The sequence below is a fragment of the Shewanella marisflavi genome, assembly GCF_002215585.1.
GTDB lineage: Bacteria > Pseudomonadota > Gammaproteobacteria > Enterobacterales > Shewanellaceae > Shewanella > Shewanella marisflavi.
In genome coordinates this window covers 1,931,447-1,953,585 of record NZ_CP022272.1, presented here as the reverse complement: position 1 = coordinate 1,953,585, position 22,139 = coordinate 1,931,447, and the positions used below count along the sequence as shown (strand labels likewise).

The following is a 22,139-nucleotide window of genomic DNA, read 5'->3' as shown; positions in this document are numbered from 1 at the left end:
AAACAAAAGACAACAATCTAAAAATTAGATGATGTTAAGCTATTTATTATTCTTTTTTTTGTTCATGCCAGCAACTAAATTGTTACTTAGATCACATAAACATAAGTGTGCCCGCAAAAGCACCCAAGGAAAGATGTCATGCCATTTTATGTAAAACAGGGTGAAATCCCTCATAAACGTCATATCACCTTCAAGAAAGAGAATGGTGAACTCTATCGGGAAGAACTGTTTTCCACCCATGGCTTTTCTAATATCTATTCCAACAAGTATCACCACAACATGCCGACCAAGGCCTTAGAGGTTACGCCCTATGAGGTTGATCATGGCCAAGCCTGGCAGGATACCTTGATCCAAAATTATAAATTGGACGCCAAGCAGGCTGATCGTGAGGGTAACTTCTACTCGGCGCGTAATAAGATCTTCTTTAATAATGATGTCGCCATGTACAGCGCCAAGGTAACTGAAGCCACCGAAGAGTTTTACCGTAACGCCTATGCCGACGAGGTGATCTTCGTCCATGAGGGGCAAGGCAAACTCTATAGCGAATATGGTGTGCTGGAAGTGAAGAAGTGGGACTATCTTGTGATCCCCCGCGGCACCACCTATCAGCTTAAATTTGATGATTACAATCTGGTTCGCCTGTTTGTGATCGAATCATTTTCTATGGTGGAAGTGCCCAAACATTTTAGAAACGAATATGGCCAGTTGCTCGAATCCGCCCCCTATTGTGAGCGCGATATCCGAGTGCCTAGCCTGCAAGAAGCCGTGGTAGAGAAAGGCGCCTTCCCCTTAGTCTGTAAATTTGGCGACAAGTATCAGCTGACCCAGCTCGAATGGCATCCCTTCGACCTCGTGGGCTGGGACGGCTGTGTTTACCCCTGGGCATTCAATATTCAAGACTATGCCCCTAAGGTAGGTCAGATCCATCTGCCACCATCGGATCACTTAGTCTTTACCGCCCACAACTTTGTTATCTGTAACTTTGTGCCGCGTCCCTACGACTTCCATCCACAGTCGATCCCGGCGCCCTATTACCACAACAATATCGACAGCGATGAAGTGCTTTATTACGTCGATGGTGACTTCATGAGTCGTACCGGCATCGAAGCAGGTTACATGACATTGCATCAAAAAGGCGTGCCACACGGACCACAACCCGGTCGCACAGAAGCCTCTGTGGGCAAGAAAGAAACCTATGAATACGCAGTGATGGTCGATACCTTCGCCCCACTGCAGCTAACCCAACATGTACAAGGTTGCATGAGTAAGGACTACAACCGCTCTTGGTTAGAAGACTAGAACCGTTCGGTCACCCGAACTCCAAATAATAACCAAACAAGTCATCACAGAGTGACTGTGGTTGTAACAAATTGAACGAGGATACTCACATGGCAAGCGAACAAAATCCACTGGGATTACTGGGCATCGAATTTACCGAGTTTTGCACCCCAGATCTCGACTTTATGCACAAGGTCTTTATCGACTTTGGTTTCTCTAAGCTGAAAAAGCATAAGCAAAAAGATATCGTTTACTACAAACAAAACGACATCAACTTCCTGTTGAATAACGAGAAAAGCGGATTTTCGGCCGAATTTGCCAAGAAGCATGGCGCAGCCATCAGCTCTATGGGCTGGCGCGTAGAAGACGCTAACTTCGCCTTCGAAGGTGCCGTTGCACGTGGCGCCAAGCCTGCTGCTGACGAAGTAAAAGATCTGCCCTATCCAGCCATCTACGGTATTGGTGACAGCCTGATCTACTTTATCGATACCTTCGGCGCCGACAACAACATCTACAACACAGATTTTGTCGATCTGGAGAACCCTGAGATCGTACAGGAAAAGGGCTTTATCGAAGTCGACCACCTGACCAACAACGTCTACAAGGGCACCATGGAGCATTGGTCAAACTTCTATAAAGATATCTTCGGCTTTACCGAGGTACGTTACTTCGACATTAAGGGCTCACAGACGGCATTGATCTCTTATGCCCTACGCTCACCCGATGGCAGTTTCTGTATCCCAATTAACGAAGGTAAAGGCGACGACAGAAACCAGATCGATGAGTATTTGAGAGAATACGACGGCCCAGGCGTGCAGCATCTGGCGTTCCGCAGCCGCGACATCGTTGCTTCACTGGATGCAATGGAAGGCAGCTCGATTCAGACCCTGGATATCATCCCTGAATATTACGACACCATCTTCGACAAGTTGCCACAGGTAACCGAAGACAGAGAACGTATCAAGCATCACCAGATCCTGGTGGATGGCGATGAGAATGGCTACCTGCTGCAAATCTTCACCAAAAACCTGTTTGGTCCCATTTTTATCGAGATCATCCAGCGCAAGAATAACTTAGGTTTCGGTGAAGGTAACTTCAAGGCACTGTTTGAATCAATTGAACGCGATCAGGTGCGCCGCGGCGTGCTCTAAGCCCTGCTGATTTAAGTAAGGTAAATTACAATTGAAAAACCAGCCATCCAGGCTGGTTTTTTTGTTTGCAGCGGCGTCAGAAATCACTACACTAGTCTGCCTAGTCACTCCCAATACAGCGCCTGAGATGTCAGAACATATTCTTATTGCCGTTTTTCTGCCCACCTTCTTCTTTGTCTCTATCACCCCTGGTATGTGTATGACATTGGCAATGACGCTGGGCATGAGCATAGGCGTGCGTCGCACCCTGTGGATGATGATAGGTGAACTGGTAGGGGTCGCCCTGGTAGCGATTGCCGCTGTGATGGGCGTTGCCACCATGATGCTCAACTATCCACAGATCTTCGAGGTGCTTAAGTGGCTCGGTGGCGCCTATCTTGGCTATATCGGCATTCAGATGTGGCGTGCCAAGGGCAAGATGGCCAGCCTGGACACCCAACAGATGGAGATAAGCAAACAAGCGCTGATCTCCCAAGGCTTTGTTACGGCAATTGCTAATCCTAAGGGCTGGGCCTTTATGATCTCCCTGCTGCCCCCTTTTATCGATGTTGAGCGCGCTGTGGCCCCCCAGCTGAGTCTGTTATTGGCTATCATCATGATGACAGAATTTGTCAGCATGCTGGTCTACGCCAGTGGCGGCAAGTCACTCAAGTTGTTTCTGGCTAAGGGCGATAACATTAAATGGCTCAACCGCATTGCCGGCTCGCTCATGATAGGCGTAGGGATCTGGTTAGCCCTGGGTTAAGGCTCGATGATTTGAGCTTAATGGCCAAGCACGCTTGTTTAAGCTTAGCGGTAGCGCTGAACTAGGTCTTTTTCTTATAGGGCAATATCCCCATTAACTCACCCATATAGGTCTTTACCGCCGTTTCCTCTTCGATAAGAAAATCGGCGATGGCGCGGCGAAACTCACTACGCCCTATCTCATGCACCGAATAGGTGGCTATCGGCTCAAAGCCGCGCAGCACCTTGTGTTCCCCCTGCGCGCCCGCATCAAATTTTTGCAAACCTTTGGCAATGGCATACTCTATCCCCTGATAATAACAGGCCTCAAAATGCAGCCCTTCTATCTCCTGTAGCGTGCCCCAATAGCGCCCGTAGAGGCAGTCAGCACCTAAAAAATAGAGGGCGGCAGCAATAGGCTGACAGGGATTATCATCACCTGAGCGCTCGACGATCAGCAGCCGAAGGCTATCGCTCATGGAGTCAACAAGCTGCTTAAAGAAAGCCTGATTCAGATATCCCTGATGGCCAGAGCGTTTGTAATAGGTGCGCTGATAACAGCGCACAAAGTGACTGAGCTCATCCGCTGATATCTCCGAGCCGTTGACAAAACGAAAGCTCAGCCCGGCCTGTGCAACTTGGCGGCGCTCCTTGACGATCGATTTACGTTTGCGACTGGTCAAGGCAGAAAGAAAATCTTCAAACTGGCGATAGCCCCTGTTAAACCAGTGAAACTGAGTGCCGAGGCGCTGCAAATGCCCCTGTTTCATCAAACTGACTCGCTGGGGCTCCTGCAAAAACAGGCTATGCCAACCCGACGCCGCACCAGCCTGCAACAGCTCATCGAGAAACTCACCTATCGCGGTGATCACCTGCTCTGTTTCAACCTCGGACAGATTCTTCTTTAGACCGATACGCGGGCCGGTCACCGGAGTAAAGGGGATGGCATTGACCATCTTAGGGTAATAGTCCAAACCATGTCGCTCATAGGCCTGGGCCCAGGCCCAGTCGAACACATACTCGCCATAGGAGTGCCCCTTAAGATAGAGGGGCATCACGGCGAGCACCTTAGTGGGGTTAATCTGTTGGTCATCGCCTTTAACACTAGCCTGATGACTAGCCTTCTCTTGCACGGCCTCGCTGACCACCAGGTGCATGGGGCGCCAACCTGTCTGCTCTCCCACACAGCCACTCTGCTCAAGGGCATTTAGATACTCATAACGACAAAAAGGGTTAGCCTCGCCCATGTTGGCGCCTCCCATCAGCGCATTCCATAGAGGCGCCCCCAGGGTGGCGATTTGACTAACACACTGAATCGAATATGATGCCGCCAAGGCGTGCTCCTTAAAAAGATGGCTTGATTTCAGCTGTGATAATCGGCACATTGAAACCAAGATAACTGACTCAGTAGCTTAACACGCTGAATCTTCTTATCACTCTTCTTACTCTTAACGCGCGTATTAGTTGAACACTCTTATTACTTGAAACACTCATATTATTTTAAACATTAAGGAACCCGTGTGCGTCCAATAAAAACCTTACTCTTTGCTATTAGCCTCAGCCTACCGCTCGTTGCCGGGCAATTTGCCCATGCTACCGAAACCTCTATCTATAGCCACAGCGCCACTGTGCAACCAGTTTGGGCCAAACACGGCATGGTCGCTAGCCAAGAGGCTGTCGCCACTCAAGTCGGCGTCGACATTCTTAAACAAGGCGGCAATGCGGTCGATGCGGCAGTAGCGGTCGGCTTTGCCCTAGCCGTTACCCTGCCAAGAGCCGGCAACATAGGCGGCGGGGGCTTTATGTTGGTGCATCTTGCAAAAGACAACAAGACAATTGCAATCGACTACCGTGAAGTCGCCCCCGAGCGCGCCCATAAGGATATCTTTCTCAATGAACAAGGCGATGCCGTCGCCAAGCTGAGCCGCGAACATGGCCTTGCCGTTGGTGTACCTGGCACGGTAATGGGGATGGAGCTCGCGCTGAACAAATATGGCACCATGACCATGGCGCAGGTGATTGACCCGGCGATTAAACTGGCTCAGCAAGGCATTAAGGTTACTCCGGATCTGGCCAGCTCCCTTGCCGGACTCAAGCGCCGCATCGCCCAGTGGCCAAGCTCTAAGGCGATCTTTTATCGGCCCGATGGCAGTAATTTCGAGATAGGCGACACCCTCACCCAGAAAGAACTGGCCCATTCGCTAACACTCATCAAACACCATGGCAGCAAGGGCTTCTATGAGGGCGAAACCGCAAAACAGATCGTTGCCAGCGTCACTCAAGCCGGCGGTATCATGACCCTTGAGGATCTCAAACAGTACCAGGTCATTGAGCGCCAACCTGTCGAGGGCGAATACCGTGGCTACAAGGTGGTTTCAATGCCGCCTCCCTCTTCTGGCGGCATCCATATTATCGAGATGCTCAACATGCTTGAGCCTTATCCCATCGCCAAGCTGGGTCACAACACAGCAGATACGCTACACCTGATGGCCGAAGTGATGAAACGCGCCTATGCCGACCGCAGTGAATACCTGGGAGACCCAGATTTTGTTGAGGTGCCGGTAGAGACGCTTACCAGCAAGGCCTATGCAAAAGAGCGTGCCAAAGGGATTGCCATTAATCGCTACACACCAAGTAGCGAGATCACTCCCGGCAAAGTCACGGGCTATGAGAGTCCACAAACCACTCACTACTCAGTGGTCGATAAGTGGGGCAACGCGGTGGCTAACACCTATACCCTCAACTTCAGCTATGGCTCAGGATTGGTGGCCGAAGGCACAGGCATTTTGCTGAACAACGAAATGGATGACTTCTCGGCCAAACCTGGTGTGCCCAATGGCTATGGCCTGATTGGTGGTGATGCCAATGCCGTCGAGGGCCGTAAGCGCCCCCTCAGCTCAATGAGCCCAACCATAGTGATGAAAGAAGGTAAGCCCTTTATTGTCACAGGCAGCCCAGGTGGCTCACGCATCATAAACACCACCTTGCAGATCATCATGAATGTGATCGATCACGGCCACAATATTGCCGAAGCCACCTACGCCAGCCGGGTGCATCACCAATGGCTGCCCGATGAACTGCGAGTAGAAAAGAGCCTGAATCGTGACACCATCTCACTGCTGGAAGCCAAAGGCCACAAGGTCAATGTGAAAAATGCGATTGGCTCCACCCAATCGATAATGGTCACTGACCATGGCTTATTTGGCGCCTCAGATCCCCGCCGTGCGGGTAGTGCAACGTCAGGCTACTAAGCCAGATTCTCACATAAAAAAAGGGAAGCTAAGCTTCCCTTTTGTTTTACTGGATTTCAAGTAAGACTCATTTGGCCTTGGCAAGGCTTTGTCGCCAGAACTGCTGCGACAGGTGTTGGGTCTTGGCCGATAGCCTGGCGACCTGTTCACCCCGCTCGGCCGCATCCTGAGTCTGACTCAGACTCGCCAGCGCCAACTCATTGATCAACTGAATCGATTGGCTGATCTCGTTAGCCACCGCTGTCTGCTGGCTCATTGCGGCCGCATTAGCATCACTCATCTGGTTGATATTGGTGATCGCGGCACGAAGATCTTCAAATGAGGCGTCGACCTGCTGCGCCAGACCGACAGAACGCTCAGCCTGACTTTGTCCCGCTTGCATGGTTTGACTCGCCTTTAGGGTACTGTCCCTGAACTTACTGACAATCGCCTCAATATGACTGGTGGATTCGCTGGTACGACTCGATAACTGGCGCACCTCATCGGCCACCACTGCAAAGCCACGGCCAGACTCACCGGCTCTGGCCGCTTCAATAGCCGCATTAAGAGCCAGTAGGTTTGTCTGCTCAGCAATACCACGGATCACCTCAAGCACCCCGTTGATCTCCTGGCTATCTTGCTCGATAGAGGCAACGACGGCGGAGAAATTACTCACTTCCTGATGCAGGCCTTTAATGGCCACAATCACCTCTTCGAGCAGCTCATGTCCCTTTTCGGCGGCCTGATGGCTCATCGACATCTCCTGGGCTGCCTGCTGAATATTCTGACTGACCTCGTTAAAGCTGGCACTCATCTCCTCCACCGCAGTGGCCGCCTGACTGGTTTGCTGGCTCTGACTGTCGGCACGTTCCCGGGTGTGGTTGATGGTCTCATTCAAACTAGTGCTCAAATGCTGAATCGACTCGGCAGAATCTGCCATGCGTCCAACTGCGCCGCCGGTTTCAGTGAGCAGATACTGCAAAGCAAAGCTCAGCTTACCCAGCTCATCCTGGCGCCCACTGTACACCGCCGTCGCAAGGGGGTCGTCGACAATGCCTTTTGCCTGCTCGACCAGGGCATTGAACGGCTTAAGGGCGACATAGAGCCCCGCCAGCCCGAAAGATGCGGCAACAAGTAACGCCAGTATCGGCGAATAGCTCGTCAGCACGACACCTATTATCAAGCTGATCAGCAACAGCAGAGCGAGACGCTGGGCAAACCCTAACCGGGCCGTCTTCATCGCCTTGGGCTGTTTGCCCGCGTTAAGCACCCCATAGATGGCCTGAGCGTTATCAATCTGCGCCCGGGTCGCTTTTCTGCGTACCGATTGATACTCATGCACATGACCCGCTTCAAATACCGGTGCCACATAAGCATTCACCCAATAATGATCGCCTGACTTAGTACGATTTTTGACTATCCCGACCCAAGGCTTACCCTGCTTGAGTCGCGACCACATAGACTCAAACGCCGCGGCAGGCATATCCGGGTGACGCACTATGTTGTGGGGCTGACGATACAGCTCCTCTTGGGTAAATTCAGAAACTTGGTTAAATCCGGGGTTGGTATATTTGATCTTGCCCTTAAGATCTGTGGTCGACAACAAGATAGTGTCGTCGGCAAACACCTTCTCTTTTTGTGTGACAGGTTGGTTATTTTTCATATTCTTGTTCTTCTGGGTACAAAGACGTTAACCATACTGTGTCAACGTCAAGATAAAGTCATTGATAATTATCAATAAAAGCTACAGCTCACCTAAAAACAATTGAGCCGTTATCCAGGCTTAATCGGCCGTAGCCGACTCAAGTGGCTTGGCCTGCTCGCCCGCCACAGCCAGCTCTACAAAGGCGGCGGTATACATCTGTAGATTCAGCATAAACTGCGCCTTGGTGATAAATTCATGTTCACTGTGGCCGGTATATTCCACGCCTGGCATAGCAGGGCCAAAACTCAAAGCATTAGGAAAGAGCTTACTATTGGTTGAGCCCCCAATGGCCACAGGCTTGGGTGATGGTGTATCGGTAAAGTGCCCAAATACAGACAGCAAGGTCTGCAGATGAGGCGCCTTGTCCATTAATTTAGGTTCGCCCCAGTAGGTCTGGATGGCTTGTAGCTGAACGCCTTGCTCTCGCTGCCACTGAGCTAAGGCCTGTTGGGTCTCGGCGTCAAGTTGCTTTGGAGATTTGCCTAAGGGCCGACGTAAATTCAGTACGATCTCAGTGCCGGACTCGCCAGGCTTTACTAAGGTCGCGGCTAGGGTCATGGGCCCCATAAACTCATCGCGATAGGCGATATCGCCAAACTGCTCGCCATAGAGGCCAAGCCCCACCATCTGGTTGATAAATTTAACCGTCAACGCCGGTTCACTGACAGAAAAGTCGATATCACTGAGCAAGGCCGCCAGATGTGTCACGGCATTCACCCCATCTTCAGGGGTTGAGGAGTGGGTAGATTTACCCTCAGCCGTTATGGTTAGCCTGTTCCCTTGGCGACTAAAATCATAATGCATACCTGACTGCTCTGTCGCTTTGCGCTTAAGACTGGCAAAGATAACATCGCTGATATTATCCAGCTGCGCCTTAGCCTGCTGGGGCACCTGACTGGCAAAGGCGCCGCCGCTAAACTCAGTCATTCTTGGCACAATCTCTGACGTTTCGATTGCTGTTTCCATCTTAGGAATAGTAAAACGGATCTCGGACCAGCCCTTCTCGGCAGTGACCACTGGATATTCGGCATCTATGGTGATGTTGATCTCAGCCGGCGTAAATTCGGTGAGAAACGTCCTCAAAGGTTCCCAGTCTGACTCTTCAGCCAGATAGACCATCAATTCGATGCGTCGATTGAGTGCTAATCCCTTATCTTTTATGGCCTTCATGGCGTACATGGCGGTGACTATCGGTCCCTTGTCATCCTCAGTGCCACGGCCAATCAGATAACCTGGCTGAGACTGTGTGTCGAGCGTAAAAGGATCTTGTTGCCAAAAGCGGGGATCTGCCGGCTGAACATCACCATGGGTGATCACCCCTAACTTATCAGACTGCTGCCCAAGCCCGATGAGCACTACATAGCCCCGGTCACTATAGTCCAGCCCCAGACCTTCACTCAGCTGTTTTAACTGCGCCTTGAAGCCTATGAACTCTGGGTGAGTCAAGGGCGTGTGCCCCTCAGTGGCCACCGTCTTAAAAGGAATAAGACTCGATAGTGCGCTAACCGTCTGCTCACCGTAGGTGTGCATGGCATAGTTCGCGACCTCATCGGCCAAAGGCGAGATCTTTACCGCATCATTTGGGGCATGAGCCTGAGGCATAGAAGTTGTCAGCAGTAGGGCTAAGGCGGTCAAACCTGTTGCTAAAGGGGCAATAGACTTCATCTTATTCTTATGATTGTTAATTTAAAGATGAAGCATTTTGCCACATTTGTGTGCATTTAGGATGCAGAAACAGCCAATTCAAAACATTTGTTACAAACAAAACACAAAAGCAATAGATTTACCTTTCAGAACCATGATAATGAACAGTTTCGTGCCAGCTAACATTACATTTTTAGTTGGCAAATTTAACGGCCTAATCGGCTACGCCAAGAGTCGTGACGCTAGATCACGGCCATCAAACAAGCCAATTATCGGGGAATAAAAATATGAAGGGATTAACCCTCAAGCCAATCGTATCAGCTATGGCTCTTGCCATAGCACTAGGTGGTTGTAGTGCTCAGCAAGGTGCTAGTCAGGAAGCCGAAGTTGCACCCAATGTGGTCGCTCAGCGCATCATAGATAACAATGCCAGCAACCCCTTCTTTAAGCCCTATGACACCTTTATGGGCATTCCTGATTTCGACAAGATCAAACCAGAGCATTATCTACCAGCCTTCAAGGCGGGTGTCGCCCAGCAGAAGGCTGAGATCCAGGCGATTATCGATAATCCAAACGCGCCAACCTTCGCCAACACCATCGAAGCCATGGAGTATTCAGGCAAGCTAACCACTAAGGTGGCAAGCGTCTTCTATAACCTGACCAGCGCAGACACTAATGCCCAGTTACAGGCAATCTCCAAAGAGGTCTCACCTATGCTGTCGGCGGCCGGTGACGATATTTTACTAAACGACAAGCTGTTTCAGCGTGTAAAAGCCGTTTATCAACAACGCGATAGCTTATCTCTAAACACGGCTCAGCAAAAACTGCTGGAAGATACCTATAAGGCATTTACCCGTGGCGGTGCCAACTTAAGCGAAGCAGACAAGGTTAAGCTCAGAGCCTTGAATGAGAAGATAGGTAAACTTAGCCTGGAGTTTGGTGACAATCTGCTGGCAGAAACCAACGCCTTCGAGCTGGTGATCGACAATCCAGCCGATCTGGCCGGTCTGCCACAGGATGCAGTCAACACTGCGGCGCAAACCGCCGAAAAGAAAGGTCACCCTGGCAAATGGGTATTCACTACTCAACGTCCTTCTATCACCCCTTTCCTCACCTACGCCGACAATCGCGAGTTGCGTGAGAAGATCTACAAGGGTTATGTAGAGCGCGGTAACAATAACAACGCCCATGACAACAAGAAAATCTTGGCAGAAATGGCGGCCCTGCGTGCCGAGCGCGCCCAGCTGATGGGTTATAAGAGCCACGCCCACTTCGTGCTCGAAGAGCGCACCGCTAAGACTCCTGAAAACGTCTATGGCCTGCTCGACAAAGTCTGGCCAGCAGCACTGGCTCAAGCCAAGGCTGAAGTGGCAGAGATGCAAAAGCTAATCGACGCCGAGGGTGGCAACTTCAAGCTGGCAGCCTGGGACTGGTGGTACTATGCCGACAAGATCCGTGTCGCCAAATACAGCTTTAACGAACAGGAAACCCGCCCTTACTTCTCGCTGGAAAACACCCTTAAAGGCGTGTTCTACACAGCTAATCGCCTCTTTGGTATTACGGTCAAGGAGCGCACAGATCTGCCCAAGTACAATGACGAGGTGCGCACCTGGGAAGTGTATGACAAAGACGGTTCGCTAATGGCGATCTTTATGGGTGACTATTATGTGCGCGACAGCAAACGTGGCGGCGCATGGGCTAACTCTTATCGCAAGCAGTATAAGATGCACGATGTGGAGTCTAAGCCTATCATAGTCAATGTCCTCAACTATCCACGCCCTGTGGGAGACGAACCTGCGCTACTAACCTTTGATGAAGCCAGCACACTGTTCCATGAATTTGGTCACGCGCTGCATGGCATGCTGTCAGATGTCGAGTATCGCTCACAGTCAGGCACCTCTGTGCCGCGCGACTATGTGGAATTTCCGTCTCAAGTGATGGAAAACTGGATGACCCAGCCTGAAGTCTTGGCGCAATTTGCCAAACACTACAAGACAGGTAAAGTGATCCCTCAGTCGTTAGTTGAGAAGATCCGCGCAGCCAGCAAGTTTAACCAAGGCTTTGCGACTGTCGAGTATATGGCAGCGACTAAGCTGGATCTCGACTGGCACACTCTCAGCGACTTCGAGCCCAAAGATGCGGCCAAATTTGAAGCCGATTCACTGAGTAAGATGGGACTGATTGAGGAGATCGCGCCGCGCTATCGCAGCACCTACTTCTCGCACATCTTCTCCGGTGGCTACTCAGCCGGCTATTACAGCTATCTCTGGTCTGACATATTAGGCGCCGATGCCTTCGAGGCCTTTAAAGAGAATGGCATCTTCGATAAAGCCACCGCTGACGCGTTCAGAAACAACGTCTTGTCTCAAGGTGGCAGTGAAGATCCTATGCAGCTTTACAAGCAGTTCCGTGGTAAAGAAGCAGGTATAGAACCCCTGCTTCGCAGCCGAGGACTGTTGTCAAAATAATCTGTTATCAATATAAAGATGATCGCTCAACGAGCGTTAACGCTGGTAAAGCAAGAATGTGATTATTCTTGCTTTACCTTGATTTATACCATTTCGAAAGCGCAAAAAACCTCGCTGAGTCGGTCACTTTCTTATCTGTATTGATGCTCATATTTCTGAGCATCATTTTTGTTCTACAACCTACCTTTAACACTAAAACCTAATAGATAACCCTATCGGCGACCCTAATAAAATGGCTGAACGCCCACCACAGGCAAAATAGCGCTAAGCTTATAATGCGCTACCGCGTTATTAAAGATGAATATTAAGCAGCAAGGTTTAACAGACTCTTATTATTATGGTAAAACATTGATATTAACAATTGTTTAACAGACACTGACCCATGTTCGGTTTTGACTGATGAACTGAGAAAAATTGATGCTAAAACAATTAATTTTACCCACACTTTTCGGATTGATGTTTTCCGCTCAGATCCACAGCGCAAGCATTAAGATCGATATTTCAGATAGTCAGGCCCGCCCCATTGCCGACGCAGTAGTTGAACTGATCCCGGCGCAAGAGACGCTAGCAGTGCCAAACCCACTAGAGACGGAGCATTATGAGATAAAGCAGCAGAATCGAACCTTCAATCCATTTGTACTGGCTATTCCCCAGGGCGCTAAAGTCGATTTTCCGAATCTAGATAAAACACGCCATCACGTGTATTCATTTTCAGAGGCTAAGCCTTTTGAATTAAAGCTATATGTGGGTAAAGCGGAAGCACCTGTGTTATTCGAAAAGCCGGGGTTAGTTGCCATCGGCTGTAATATTCATGACTATATGCAAGCCTTTATCTATGTGGCTAAAGGCCCTTATGTCGGCGTTACTGACGACAGTGGCCATTTAGTGTTAAACGATATTCCCAAAGGCAATTACCAGGTTAAACTCTGGCACCCGTGGCAACTAAGCGTTTCAGAACGGCTCCCGCTGACGGTATTTGATCAGCCTCAGTCACTTTCGCTAGAGTTACAAATCAAGCACCAACCAAAACCCTCTTCGCCCCCAGCTGGTTTTAGCCAGCTCGTAACCGAAAAAGTCAGTGATGATACAAAATAGCTTCCGTAATCGACTTATCATCGTTTTTCTGTTTTTGCTGACATTAGTGCAGCTCGCTACCGCCGCCTTCGTCTTAAGCGCGACCCTAAAGGATAATCGGCAACAGCAAAAACAGAGTTTAGTGATCGGTACCAACGTATTTGCTGAAATGTTATTGAATCGAAGCATACAGCTTAATCAAAGCTTATCAGTGCTCAGCGCTGATTTTGGCTTTAAGCGAGCCGTTGCGACCAAAGAACAAGATACGATCGAATCAGTATTGAGTAACCATGGCATGCGTATTGGTGCTGCGGCAGCTATTTTACTCTCTCCTGATGGAAGACTCCTTTCATCAAGTCTCGCACAGCTCCAGCAGCGTGACATAGACTCACTGTTTAAGTTGACTCAAAGTGCCAATAGTGACTTTGCTGTTCTCAATTTCGACCATGCTAGCTATCAATTTGTACTGCAACCCGTAAAAGCCCCGACGCTGATCGCATGGGTCGGAATGGGGTTTCTGCTCGATGCGTCAGTCGCAAACCAGGCCAAACGGATCACGGGGATCGATATCAGCTTTGTCAACCAATCGGGTGACCGCATAGAGATGGTATCAACCTTGCCGCCCGCACAACAACAAAGTGTGCTGAAACAACTGCAAGCCGTTGAAAATGTCGACAGCACAGTACAAGACAACTTACCCCTTGATTATCTTTCCGTGGTACAACAACTCGATAAACACGGGTTGAATCAGTGGGCGATATTGCATCAATCCGTGGATAAATGGCAGCAAAACTACCTGTCACTTCGCAATAATATGCTGTTGATTTTTGCCATTACATCCCTGCTTGCATTTGCGATCGCCACTTGGTTTGCTCGTGGGTTAACGCGGCCAATATATTCGCTAGTCAACTTCGCTCGGCGGGTTGGTCAGGGTGAAAACCCCGACAAAATTGATGGCGCACCGGCCGAGTTGCAAGTACTGGCCGATACCCTTTCAATCATGCGAGGCAACATTGAAACTCGTGAAAATGCGCTGCTTTACCAATCACAACATGACGCGCTCACAGGACTTTATAATCGCTTCGCGGCAAAACAATTGTTAACGGAAAAAATAGGTATGCTTAATGGCTGCCTAGTCCTACTCGATATTAAGCATTTTCGGCATATCAATGACATTATCGGCTTTGCCAATGCCGACAAGTTATTGTTGTTGTTCTCTCAGCGCTTAGCGACGCTCAGCGACGATATCAAGCTTGTAGCACGCTTAGATGGTGACTCATTTTTACTGCTTTTCGATGAGCCATTAACCGAAAAAACGATCGAACAATTCCTACTAAAATTGGCAGTTCCCTTTACAATTGAAGGTTCGAAAATCAGCCTAACGGTAAGAGCGGGAATGATTAATTTGGTTAATCAATACCATAATATCGACACCTTGCTACGCCATGGTGAAATCGCACTCAACCATGCTTGCTTGTCGAACCTCAGCGTTGCTGAATATCAGGTGGGAACCGATGAAAAATATCAGCGTGAACTTGCACTTGTCAGAGAGCTACCCGAAGCCTTGTCAGATAGACAACTGCATCTGGTTTATCAGCCTAAAATCAATATTCAACAGGGTATTTGTTATGGCGCCGAAGCCTTAATCCGTTGGCAACACCCGACTCTTGGTTTTATTCCACCAGATGAGTTTATTCAACTCGCTGAAAACTCGGGTAACATCTCGATTGTGAGTGAATGGGTAATATCAGAAGCTGTGTCTCAGCTGGTAAAATGGCGCGCTGAAGGGCTGGATTTATCCGTGGCAATCAATCTGTCGGCACACGATTTAATCGATGAAAGTTTGCCAGCGAGGATTTGCGCGCAATTAACGGCCCATGGACTCCCCCGCTCTTCATTGGCCATTGAAGTGACTGAAGGTGCAGTCATGACTGACACTCAAGCCGCCATTGATGTATTGACGCAATTTAGGGACCTCGGGATCCACGTCTCAATTGATGACTTTGGAACGGGGCATTCATCACTCGCCTACCTAAAAATGTTGCCAGTAGATGAAGTTAAGATCGATCGCAGCTTCATCAAAGATATCCACCTCAATGACACGGATCTGATGATAGTGCAAACAAGTATTCAACTCATTAAAGGGCTCAATCTGTCAGTTGTCGCCGAAGGGGTTGAGTCCATCGCGGGTATCGATATTTTACGCAAGCTCCAATGCGACAGCATACAAGGATATGTATACGCCAAACCGCTAAAAGCCCCTGATTTCAGACAATGGGTGCAGAAATTCAACTCAGTGACTAAACCAGCCAAATCAGAGACTAAGCCAGTCGAATCAAAGACTAAGCCAGCCGAACATGAATAGGGTGCCTCTATGTGGAAATTAAAAACTGTCTCCTCGTTAATACTGCTCACCCTATTAAGTGGCGGCGCACTGGCAAATACAAGTAAAGTCATCGCAACAGGGGGCGCGAGTACCATAGAGGGCAGCGCGGGGGGCGGTATCGTTCCTTGGGCGGTGATTAATGGTTATGCCAGTAGCGGCGAATGGTCCGCGACCGCAATGCTGACCTCGGTATCGGTCGATGATTTTAGTTTACGCGTGGTGGGTGCATCTTTAGCTATCGATAATCGATTTGAATTCAGTATTGCCAAACAAACCTTCGATTTAGACAGTTTAGGTGGTGAACTAGGACAAGATATTGTTGGCGTAAAATACAAATTGGCTGGCGAGTTATTATATAGCGCAATACCTCAACTGACCCTTGGGCTGCAATATAAACGGGTCGATGATTTTACCATCCCACAGGCTGTAGGCGCCCTAGATGATTCGGGATTAGATGCCTATGTAGCGGCCAGCAAACTTTTTTTCGATGCCATCGCAGGAAGAAACCTGTTACTCAACGCGACCGTTAGAGCCACAAAAGCCAACCAAATAGGCCTCTTGGGCTTTGGCAACACTAAAGACGACAGTTATCAGTGGGTATTTGAAGGTTCAGCCGCACTCTTGCTCACCGATAACTTGGCTATCGGTTACGAGTATCGGCAAAAGCCAGATCAACTCAGCTTCGCTACCGAAAACGACTGGCAGGATATCTTTCTCGCTTGGTTTGTGAATAAGCACCTTTCGGTCGTCACGGCCTATACGGACCTTGGTAGCATTGCTGGCTATGAAAATCAGCAAGGCTGGTATATCTCGATTGAAGGAGCCTTGTGATGAACCTAATTAGACATATAAACCAGCAAAGTAAACCACACCGCTTTCCCTTTATGGTCATGCTAGTTGGCTTAGTATTGATATTCACAGGTTGTGCTAGCAGTAACACCACTGTGTACGAGCAATTGGGAAAAACAGAAGGGATCACCCTTATCGCCGATGACTTTTTAACGAATATTGCCAACGATAAACTCATTCGTCACCACTTTGAACAAACTGACATTGCGATTTTTAGGCAGCGATTTATTGAGCACCTATGTGTCATTACCGGTGGGGACTGCAACTATCAAGGTGAAACAATGTTTAATTCCCACCAAGGACTCAATATTACCCAAGCTGACTTCGATGCTATTGTTGGCCATCTGATCGCTGCAATGAAGCAGCAAAATATTCCGATCTCAACAAGAAATGCCCTACTCGCAAAGTTGGCTCCTATGTATAGCGACATTACCTACCACTGATGCAGCTTTTTTAGCATTAACTTACAAACCGAATAAAACACCTACAAAATACCTTTAATTAACAATGGAATAACACATCGCAAGCTAACCGAACAAACAAGCAGCAGTTCGATACAAATTGATACCTAAAGGACGTTAGATGTCATAGTTTTTACATATCATCTATCTATAATTGAGCCCGAACTTGAAGCAAAAGCTCTAATCATAAAGAGCTGATGTGATTAAGTTCACACATGAAGCTAACTAGGTTGGCTTCGGGGTCAAAAATAATAATAGAGATTGATGGTTATGTTTAATAAAAAACTATTAGCAGTTGTTATCGCATCGACAGTCGGACTTGGCGCCTGTAGCTGGAATGATGACGATGATGACAAAATCACCACGGCAAGTGTCGATCTGAGAATTCTGGAAACCACAGATCTGCATACCAACATCATGGATTTTGATTACTATCAATCAAAAGTGGATCCTACTATTGGTCTGGCTCGCACCGCCAGCCTGATCCATGAAGCCCGTAAAGAAGTCCCCAACTTTGTATTAGTCGACAATGGCGACCTTTTACAAGGCAGTCCAATGGGCGACTACATGGCCAAAGTCGGTCTACAAGAGGGTGACGTGCATCCTGCCTATAAGGCAATGAATACCTTAGACTATGATGTTGGCAATATTGGTAACCACGAGTTTAACTATGGCCTGGATTTCCTTGAAAAGGCGATAAGTGGTGCAGAATTTCCTTATATCAACGCTAACGTCTACTGCGCGGCAGATGATTGCTGGAACGATGTCAAAAACGGCGAAAACCTGTTTAAGCCTTATTTGATCAAAGAAAAAGTGGTTATTGATACCGAAGGCCGCGAACACACAATCAAGATTGGCTATATCGGCTTTGTACCGCCACAAATCATGCTGTGGGATAAGCAGCACCTGACGGACAGGGTTGAAGCCAAAGATATCATCGAAACCGCCAAGCTTTTCGTGCCAAAAATGAAGGCTGAAGGCGCCGATGTGATCATCGCCATTCCTCACTCTGGTATAGGTTCATCAGAAAACCCTGGCGATCCTATGGCCGAGAATGCCACGTTCGCACTCACCAATGTTGAAGGCATCGATGCCATCATGTTTGGTCACAGCCACTCGATCTTCCCTCATGCCAACTATGCCGATCTACCTAATACCGACGTGGAAAAAGGTTTGCTCAACGGCGTAGCAGCCGTCATGCCTGGCCGTTGGGGCGATAACTTAGGGGTGGTTGACCTTAAACTCACCCTCAAAGATGGCGCTTGGTCGGTAACCGATGCACAAACCGAAGCACGCCCTATCTATGACGGTGCCAACAAAGTCGAGTTAGTTCAGGCAGATAAAGACATTCACGATGCGGTTGAGCTGGAACACCAGGGCACCTTGGCCTTTGTCGATGAACCTATTGGTGTCGCCGCCGCCGAGATGTACAGCTTCCTTACCTTAGTGCAGGATGATCCAACGGTGCAGATAGTGTCCGACGCGCAAATTGCCCAGGTCACGGCCAAGCTACCAACATCCTTAAAAGAGATCCCTGTACTGTCTGCCGCAGCCCCCTTTAAAGCGGGTGGTCGCCATGCCACCGAGGCCGATGCTTCGCAATTTGTTCAGGTTGATGCTGGCGATCTAACCTTTAAGAACGCTGCCGATCTCTACCTCTACCCTAATACTATGGTGGCGGTGAAGCTCACAGGTGTCGAACTGAAAGACTGGCTAGAATGTAGTGCCAACCAGTTCAACCAGATTGACCCAACATCGAGTGCACCACAGTCATTGATCAACTGGAATGGCCATCCAACATACAACTTCGATGTGATCGATGGCGTAACCTATAAGATTGATGTCACCCAGCCGAGTAAGTTTGACCGCGACTGCGCAATCGTTGCTGGCAACGAAAATGCGAATCGCATCGTCGATCTTGCCTACACCACACCTGACGGTGAGGTGATCACAGGTGAAGCGCTAAACAGTCAGGAATTTATCGTGGCATCTAATAACTACCGCGCCTTCGGCGGTAAATTTGCCGGTACGGGTTCTGATTATGTTGTGATGGAACTGCCTGACACCAACCGCGAGGCATTAGCGGCTTATATCACGGCGCAGTCTAAGCCAAACGATCAGGGCGGCTATGATGACATGGTTGACCCACGTGCCGACTACAACTGGGACTTTAAGACCATCAACACCCAGGTTGCGCTGGACATTCGTTTCGAAACGCAAAACAGCGACAAAGCCGACAAGTTCATCAGTGAAAACCAACTACGTAAGATGGAAAAACTTGCTGAGCCTGATTCGCTAGGCTTTGCCGTCTATCGTATCGACTTGACCACAGAGCCTGTTGCCAAGTAACGGTTCCTACCTAAAAAAAGCGCCTTTGGGCGCTTTTTTATTGGCTTGCGAACAGAACGCAAAATAGCGTAGATTGGCAATCACAGTTCACCAATCATTTGCATCATGTCGCTCAGTCAACTTCCCTACTCCCAATCTTGCGAAAACAACAAAGACCCTATCCTGGCCGTGCTCAAACAGAGCTTTAGCCAAACCCGTCAGGTACTTGAAATAGGCAGTGGTACAGGTCAGCACGCGGTATTTTTTGCCCAGCACCTGCCGCATCTTACCTGGTATCCCAGTGATCAAGCAGAGTATCTAGGTCCCTTAAGCGAGCGCATCGCCTTGCAAGGCGGTAAGAATATCCATCCTCCGATGGCACTGGATGTTACCGCCCCCTGGCCACTAGAACAGGCAGAGATCGACGGCATCTTCAGCGCCAACACCCTGCACATCATGAGTCAGGCCATGGTTGTCGACTTCTTTAAAGGCGTCGATCGTCACTTAAGTGATAAGGGCTCACTCTGTGTCTATGGGCCTTTTAACTATGACAATCAATATACCAGCGAGAGTAATCGCCAATTCGATATCTGGCTAAAACATCGCAATATTCACAGCGGTATTCGCGACATAGAATGGATCACCACACTGGCCAATGAGGCAGGTCTAAGCCTGATCGCCGATCATCCAATGCCGGCCAACAATCGCCTGCTCCATTTCCGCCGCTAAGGTTTGAGCGGCTATGGCTTAAAAGGTTAAGGCTTCAAAGGTTAAGGTTTCAGAGGATAACGTTTTAACCGCTAATGTTTTAGCCGCTAGTGCCAGGCAAGTTAAGCTTTGACCTTAAGCTTTGAACAAAACGCTAGCCATAAAAAAAGGGCCTCTCGGCCCTTTTTACTGTTAATCAAAGTCGCTATCGACCAACTCAGATAACTGCAGGCTACTGCGCTCTATCTGGCGGCGCAGACTCAAGGTCTGAGGTGCCCAGTAGTTCATGTAGAATGTCGCCGTCACCAGCTTATTGGCATAAAAGGCTTGATCCTCACCACGCTCAAGTGCCTGCTGAGCCATTACCGCCATGCGGGCCCACATCCAGCCCAGGGCAACAATCCCTAAGATCTGCATATAGGGCATGGACGCTGCACCGATAATGTCGGGCTGTTTGGCGCCGTTTTCGACGATAAAGTGGGTCGCCTTTTCAAGATCTGTGCTGGCCTCCATCAACGGCAGCAGGTAGGGTTTCAACGCCTCATCTGAGAGATGCTCGGCCACAAATGGCTTCACCATCTCAGACCAAATGCCGAGCGCTTCCCCTCTATCACCCAATAACTTACGCCCCACCAGATCCAAGGCCTGAACCCCATTGGTCCCCTCGTAGATCATGGCGATGCGGCTATCGCGCACAAACTGCTCCATGCCCCACTCATGAATATAGCCATGACCGCCGTAAACCTGCTGGGCATCGACACAGGCTTTAAAGCCTTGGTCGGTAACGAAGCCTTTCACCACTGGAGTAAACAGCGCTGCCAGTTTCGCCGCCTTGGCCGCCTGGGTCTTATCCTGGTGGCGATGAGACTCATCGAGCCAAAGCGCCTGCTGGCCCATGAGTGCCCTAGCCCCCTGATTAAAGGCCTTTTGCGCCATCAACATGCGCCTGACATCGCCATGTACCAAAATCGGGTCCGCGGGAGACTCGCTAGCCTTCACGCCACTTAATGCACGGCCTTGCAGGCGATCCCTTGCGTAGCTTAAGGCATTTTGATAGGCGATCTCAGACACACCCAAGCCTTGCACCCCCACCCCGAGTCTGGCCTCATTCATCATGGTGAACATGGCTCTTAGGCCTTGATGTGGCTCGCCCACCAGCTCACCGATTGCCCCGTCAAACACCATGACGCAGGTAGAGTTGCCGTGGATCCCCATCTTATGCTCTAGGCCACTCACCTCGACGCCATTGCGGCAACCTAAGGTGCCATCGTCATTAATCAGATACTTAGGCACGGCAAACAGGGAGATCCCCTTCACCCCCGCGGGCGCATCGGGTAAGCGCGCCAGCACCAGGTGAACTATGTTATCGGCCAGATCATGATCGCCCGAAGAGATAAAGATCTTCTCCCCCGTAATCGCGTAGGTATCTTCCCCAACAGGCTTGGCCTTAGTGCGCAGTAGCGCCAGATCAGTGCCGGCGTGAGCCTCGGTAAGGTTCATTGTGCCGGTCCACTCACCCGACACTAGCTTCTCAAGGTATTTAGCCTTTAACGCTTCGCTGCCATGAGCATGGATCGCGGCGTAGGCCCCATGGGTCAACCCCGGATACATGGCAAAGGCCATATTGGTCGCCGTCTTCATCTCGGTGGCAAACACCCCGATACATTCAGGCAGCCCTTGACCGCCATACTCAGGGTCACTAGTCAGCGTCGCCCAGCCATTATCGATATATTGACGATAGGCATCTTTAAACCCTGCTGGGGTTTTTACCTCGCCGTCGACCAGTTGGCAGCCTTCAAGGTCGCCCACACTGTTTAGGGGCAGCATGATCTCTGTGGTAAAGTCGGCGACGCCTTGTAAGATGGCGTCGCCAAGTTCGGCATCGATGTCGTCAAATCCCTGAAGATCATCACGCTGATACACATTAAGGAGTTCAGAGAGAATAAACTGATAGTCACGCAGTGGAGCTTGATAGATTGGCATTCCATTTTCCTTCTATTTGTCGAATTCCAAAACGAACAGGTACAGTTGAGCAGTTTAGCGCTCACTCAACAATAGTGCTCCGACCACTTTACCCAAATCGGCTTAAAAAAACAGCCCTATCGGCACGCTGTTTTCACTACAAAACAGCAAA

Annotated in this window: 15 protein-coding genes; 11 read left to right on the top strand and 4 right to left on the bottom strand. The window is 49.4% G+C overall.

The features are described from left to right. The first annotated feature begins 138 nt into the window (after window positions 1-138). From CFF01_RS08485 to CFF01_RS08475, 3 genes are all read left to right on the top strand, one after another. The gene (locus tag CFF01_RS08485; RefSeq protein ID WP_088904512.1) at window positions 139-1,299 is read left to right on the top strand and encodes a homogentisate 1,2-dioxygenase; all 1,161 of its coding nucleotides are present in this window, start codon (window positions 139-141) and stop codon (window positions 1,297-1,299) included. Window positions 1,300-1,388: 89 nt separating this feature from the next. Then, a complete protein-coding gene (gene hppD, locus CFF01_RS08480) occupies window positions 1,389-2,429 on the top strand; it encodes a 4-hydroxyphenylpyruvate dioxygenase (protein WP_033538039.1) in 1,041 nt (346 codons plus the stop codon). 127 nt (window positions 2,430-2,556) lie between these two features. Further along, on the top strand, window positions 2,557-3,174 hold the full coding sequence (locus tag CFF01_RS08475; RefSeq protein ID WP_088904511.1) for a LysE family translocator: 618 nt from the start codon (window positions 2,557-2,559) through the stop codon (window positions 3,172-3,174). 61 nt (window positions 3,175-3,235) lie between these two features. Here CFF01_RS08475 and CFF01_RS08470 read toward each other — a convergent pair whose 3' ends face one another. After that, window positions 3,236-4,486, bottom strand: a complete 1,251-nt coding sequence (locus CFF01_RS08470; protein ID WP_232479529.1) for a GNAT family N-acetyltransferase — start codon at window positions 4,484-4,486, stop codon at window positions 3,236-3,238. Between the two features lie 186 nt (window positions 4,487-4,672). Between CFF01_RS08470 and ggt the strand changes: the two genes are divergently transcribed. Next, window positions 4,673-6,403: a gamma-glutamyltransferase gene (gene ggt / locus CFF01_RS08465; RefSeq protein ID WP_088904509.1), complete on the top strand. Its 1,731-nt coding sequence runs from the start codon at window positions 4,673-4,675 to the stop codon at window positions 6,401-6,403. 67 nt (window positions 6,404-6,470) lie between these two features. Here the strand turns inward: ggt and CFF01_RS08460 are convergent, their stop codons facing one another. Together CFF01_RS08460 and CFF01_RS08455 are read right to left on the bottom strand one after the other, a co-directional pair. Further along, window positions 6,471-8,045: a methyl-accepting chemotaxis protein gene (locus tag CFF01_RS08460; RefSeq protein WP_088904508.1), complete on the bottom strand. Its 1,575-nt coding sequence runs from the start codon at window positions 8,043-8,045 to the stop codon at window positions 6,471-6,473. A 120-nt stretch (window positions 8,046-8,165) separates the two neighbouring features. Beyond that, window positions 8,166-9,752 (bottom strand): dipeptidase, encoded by a 1,587-nt coding sequence (locus tag CFF01_RS08455; protein ID WP_088904507.1) that lies wholly within the window; start codon window positions 9,750-9,752, stop codon window positions 8,166-8,168. Window positions 9,753-10,018: 266 nt separating this feature from the next. On the opposite strand from CFF01_RS08455, the gene CFF01_RS08445 reads away from it, so the two are divergent. From CFF01_RS08445 to CFF01_RS08415, 7 genes are all read left to right on the top strand, one after another. Next, window positions 10,019-12,199, top strand: coding sequence for a M3 family metallopeptidase (locus CFF01_RS08445; protein ID WP_088904505.1), 2,181 nt, complete (start codon window positions 10,019-10,021; stop codon window positions 12,197-12,199). A gap of 417 nt (window positions 12,200-12,616) precedes the next feature. Beyond that, window positions 12,617-13,294, top strand: a complete 678-nt coding sequence (locus tag CFF01_RS08440) for a methylamine utilization protein (protein ID WP_088904504.1) — start codon at window positions 12,617-12,619, stop codon at window positions 13,292-13,294. Beyond that, the gene (locus CFF01_RS08435; RefSeq protein WP_088905913.1) at window positions 13,284-15,638 is read left to right on the top strand and encodes a putative bifunctional diguanylate cyclase/phosphodiesterase; all 2,355 of its coding nucleotides are present in this window, start codon (window positions 13,284-13,286) and stop codon (window positions 15,636-15,638) included. The genes CFF01_RS08440 and CFF01_RS08435 overlap by 11 nt, the downstream gene beginning before the upstream one ends. Before the next feature lie 9 nt (window positions 15,639-15,647). Next, window positions 15,648-16,490: a DUF3034 family protein gene (locus CFF01_RS08430; protein ID WP_088904503.1), complete on the top strand. Its 843-nt coding sequence runs from the start codon at window positions 15,648-15,650 to the stop codon at window positions 16,488-16,490. After that, window positions 16,490-16,951: a group I truncated hemoglobin gene (locus CFF01_RS08425; RefSeq protein ID WP_232479528.1), complete on the top strand. Its 462-nt coding sequence runs from the start codon at window positions 16,490-16,492 to the stop codon at window positions 16,949-16,951. The genes CFF01_RS08430 and CFF01_RS08425 overlap by 1 nt, the downstream gene beginning before the upstream one ends. Window positions 16,952-17,239: 288 nt before the next feature. After that, window positions 17,240-19,318 carry a bifunctional 2',3'-cyclic-nucleotide 2'-phosphodiesterase/3'-nucleotidase gene (locus CFF01_RS08420; RefSeq protein WP_088905911.1) on the top strand — a complete coding sequence of 693 codons (2,079 nt, stop codon included), beginning with the start codon at window positions 17,240-17,242 and terminating at the stop codon, window positions 19,316-19,318. Window positions 19,319-19,423: 105 nt separating this feature from the next. Further along, window positions 19,424-20,026 carry a DUF938 domain-containing protein gene (locus CFF01_RS08415; RefSeq protein WP_088904502.1) on the top strand — a complete coding sequence of 201 codons (603 nt, stop codon included), beginning with the start codon at window positions 19,424-19,426 and terminating at the stop codon, window positions 20,024-20,026. A gap of 171 nt (window positions 20,027-20,197) precedes the next feature. Here CFF01_RS08415 and CFF01_RS08410 read toward each other — a convergent pair whose 3' ends face one another. Beyond that, a complete protein-coding gene (locus CFF01_RS08410; protein WP_088904501.1) occupies window positions 20,198-21,988 on the bottom strand; it encodes an acyl-CoA dehydrogenase C-terminal domain-containing protein in 1,791 nt (596 codons plus the stop codon). Window positions 21,989-22,139 lie beyond the last annotated feature (151 nt).

Coding starts and splice junctions, on each gene's coding strand:
- CFF01_RS08485 (WP_088904512.1), top strand. CDS start 139: ATGCCATTTTATGTAAAACAGGGTGAAATCCCTCATAAACGTCATATC.
- hppD (WP_033538039.1), top strand. CDS start 1,389: ATGGCAAGCGAACAAAATCCACTGGGATTACTGGGCATCGAATTTACC.
- CFF01_RS08475 (WP_088904511.1), top strand. CDS start 2,557: ATGTCAGAACATATTCTTATTGCCGTTTTTCTGCCCACCTTCTTCTTT.
- CFF01_RS08460 (WP_088904508.1), bottom strand. CDS start 8,045: ATGAAAAATAACCAACCTGTCACACAAAAAGAGAAGGTGTTTGCCGAC.
- CFF01_RS08455 (WP_088904507.1), bottom strand. CDS start 9,752: ATGAAGTCTATTGCCCCTTTAGCAACAGGTTTGACCGCCTTAGCCCTA.
- CFF01_RS08445 (WP_088904505.1), top strand. CDS start 10,019: ATGAAGGGATTAACCCTCAAGCCAATCGTATCAGCTATGGCTCTTGCC.
- CFF01_RS08440 (WP_088904504.1), top strand. CDS start 12,617: ATGCTAAAACAATTAATTTTACCCACACTTTTCGGATTGATGTTTTCC.
- CFF01_RS08430 (WP_088904503.1), top strand. CDS start 15,648: ATGTGGAAATTAAAAACTGTCTCCTCGTTAATACTGCTCACCCTATTA.
- CFF01_RS08425 (WP_232479528.1), top strand. CDS start 16,490: ATGAACCTAATTAGACATATAAACCAGCAAAGTAAACCACACCGCTTT.
- CFF01_RS08420 (WP_088905911.1), top strand. CDS start 17,240: ATGTTTAATAAAAAACTATTAGCAGTTGTTATCGCATCGACAGTCGGA.
- CFF01_RS08415 (WP_088904502.1), top strand. CDS start 19,424: ATGTCGCTCAGTCAACTTCCCTACTCCCAATCTTGCGAAAACAACAAA.
- CFF01_RS08410 (WP_088904501.1), bottom strand. CDS start 21,988: ATGCCAATCTATCAAGCTCCACTGCGTGACTATCAGTTTATTCTCTCT.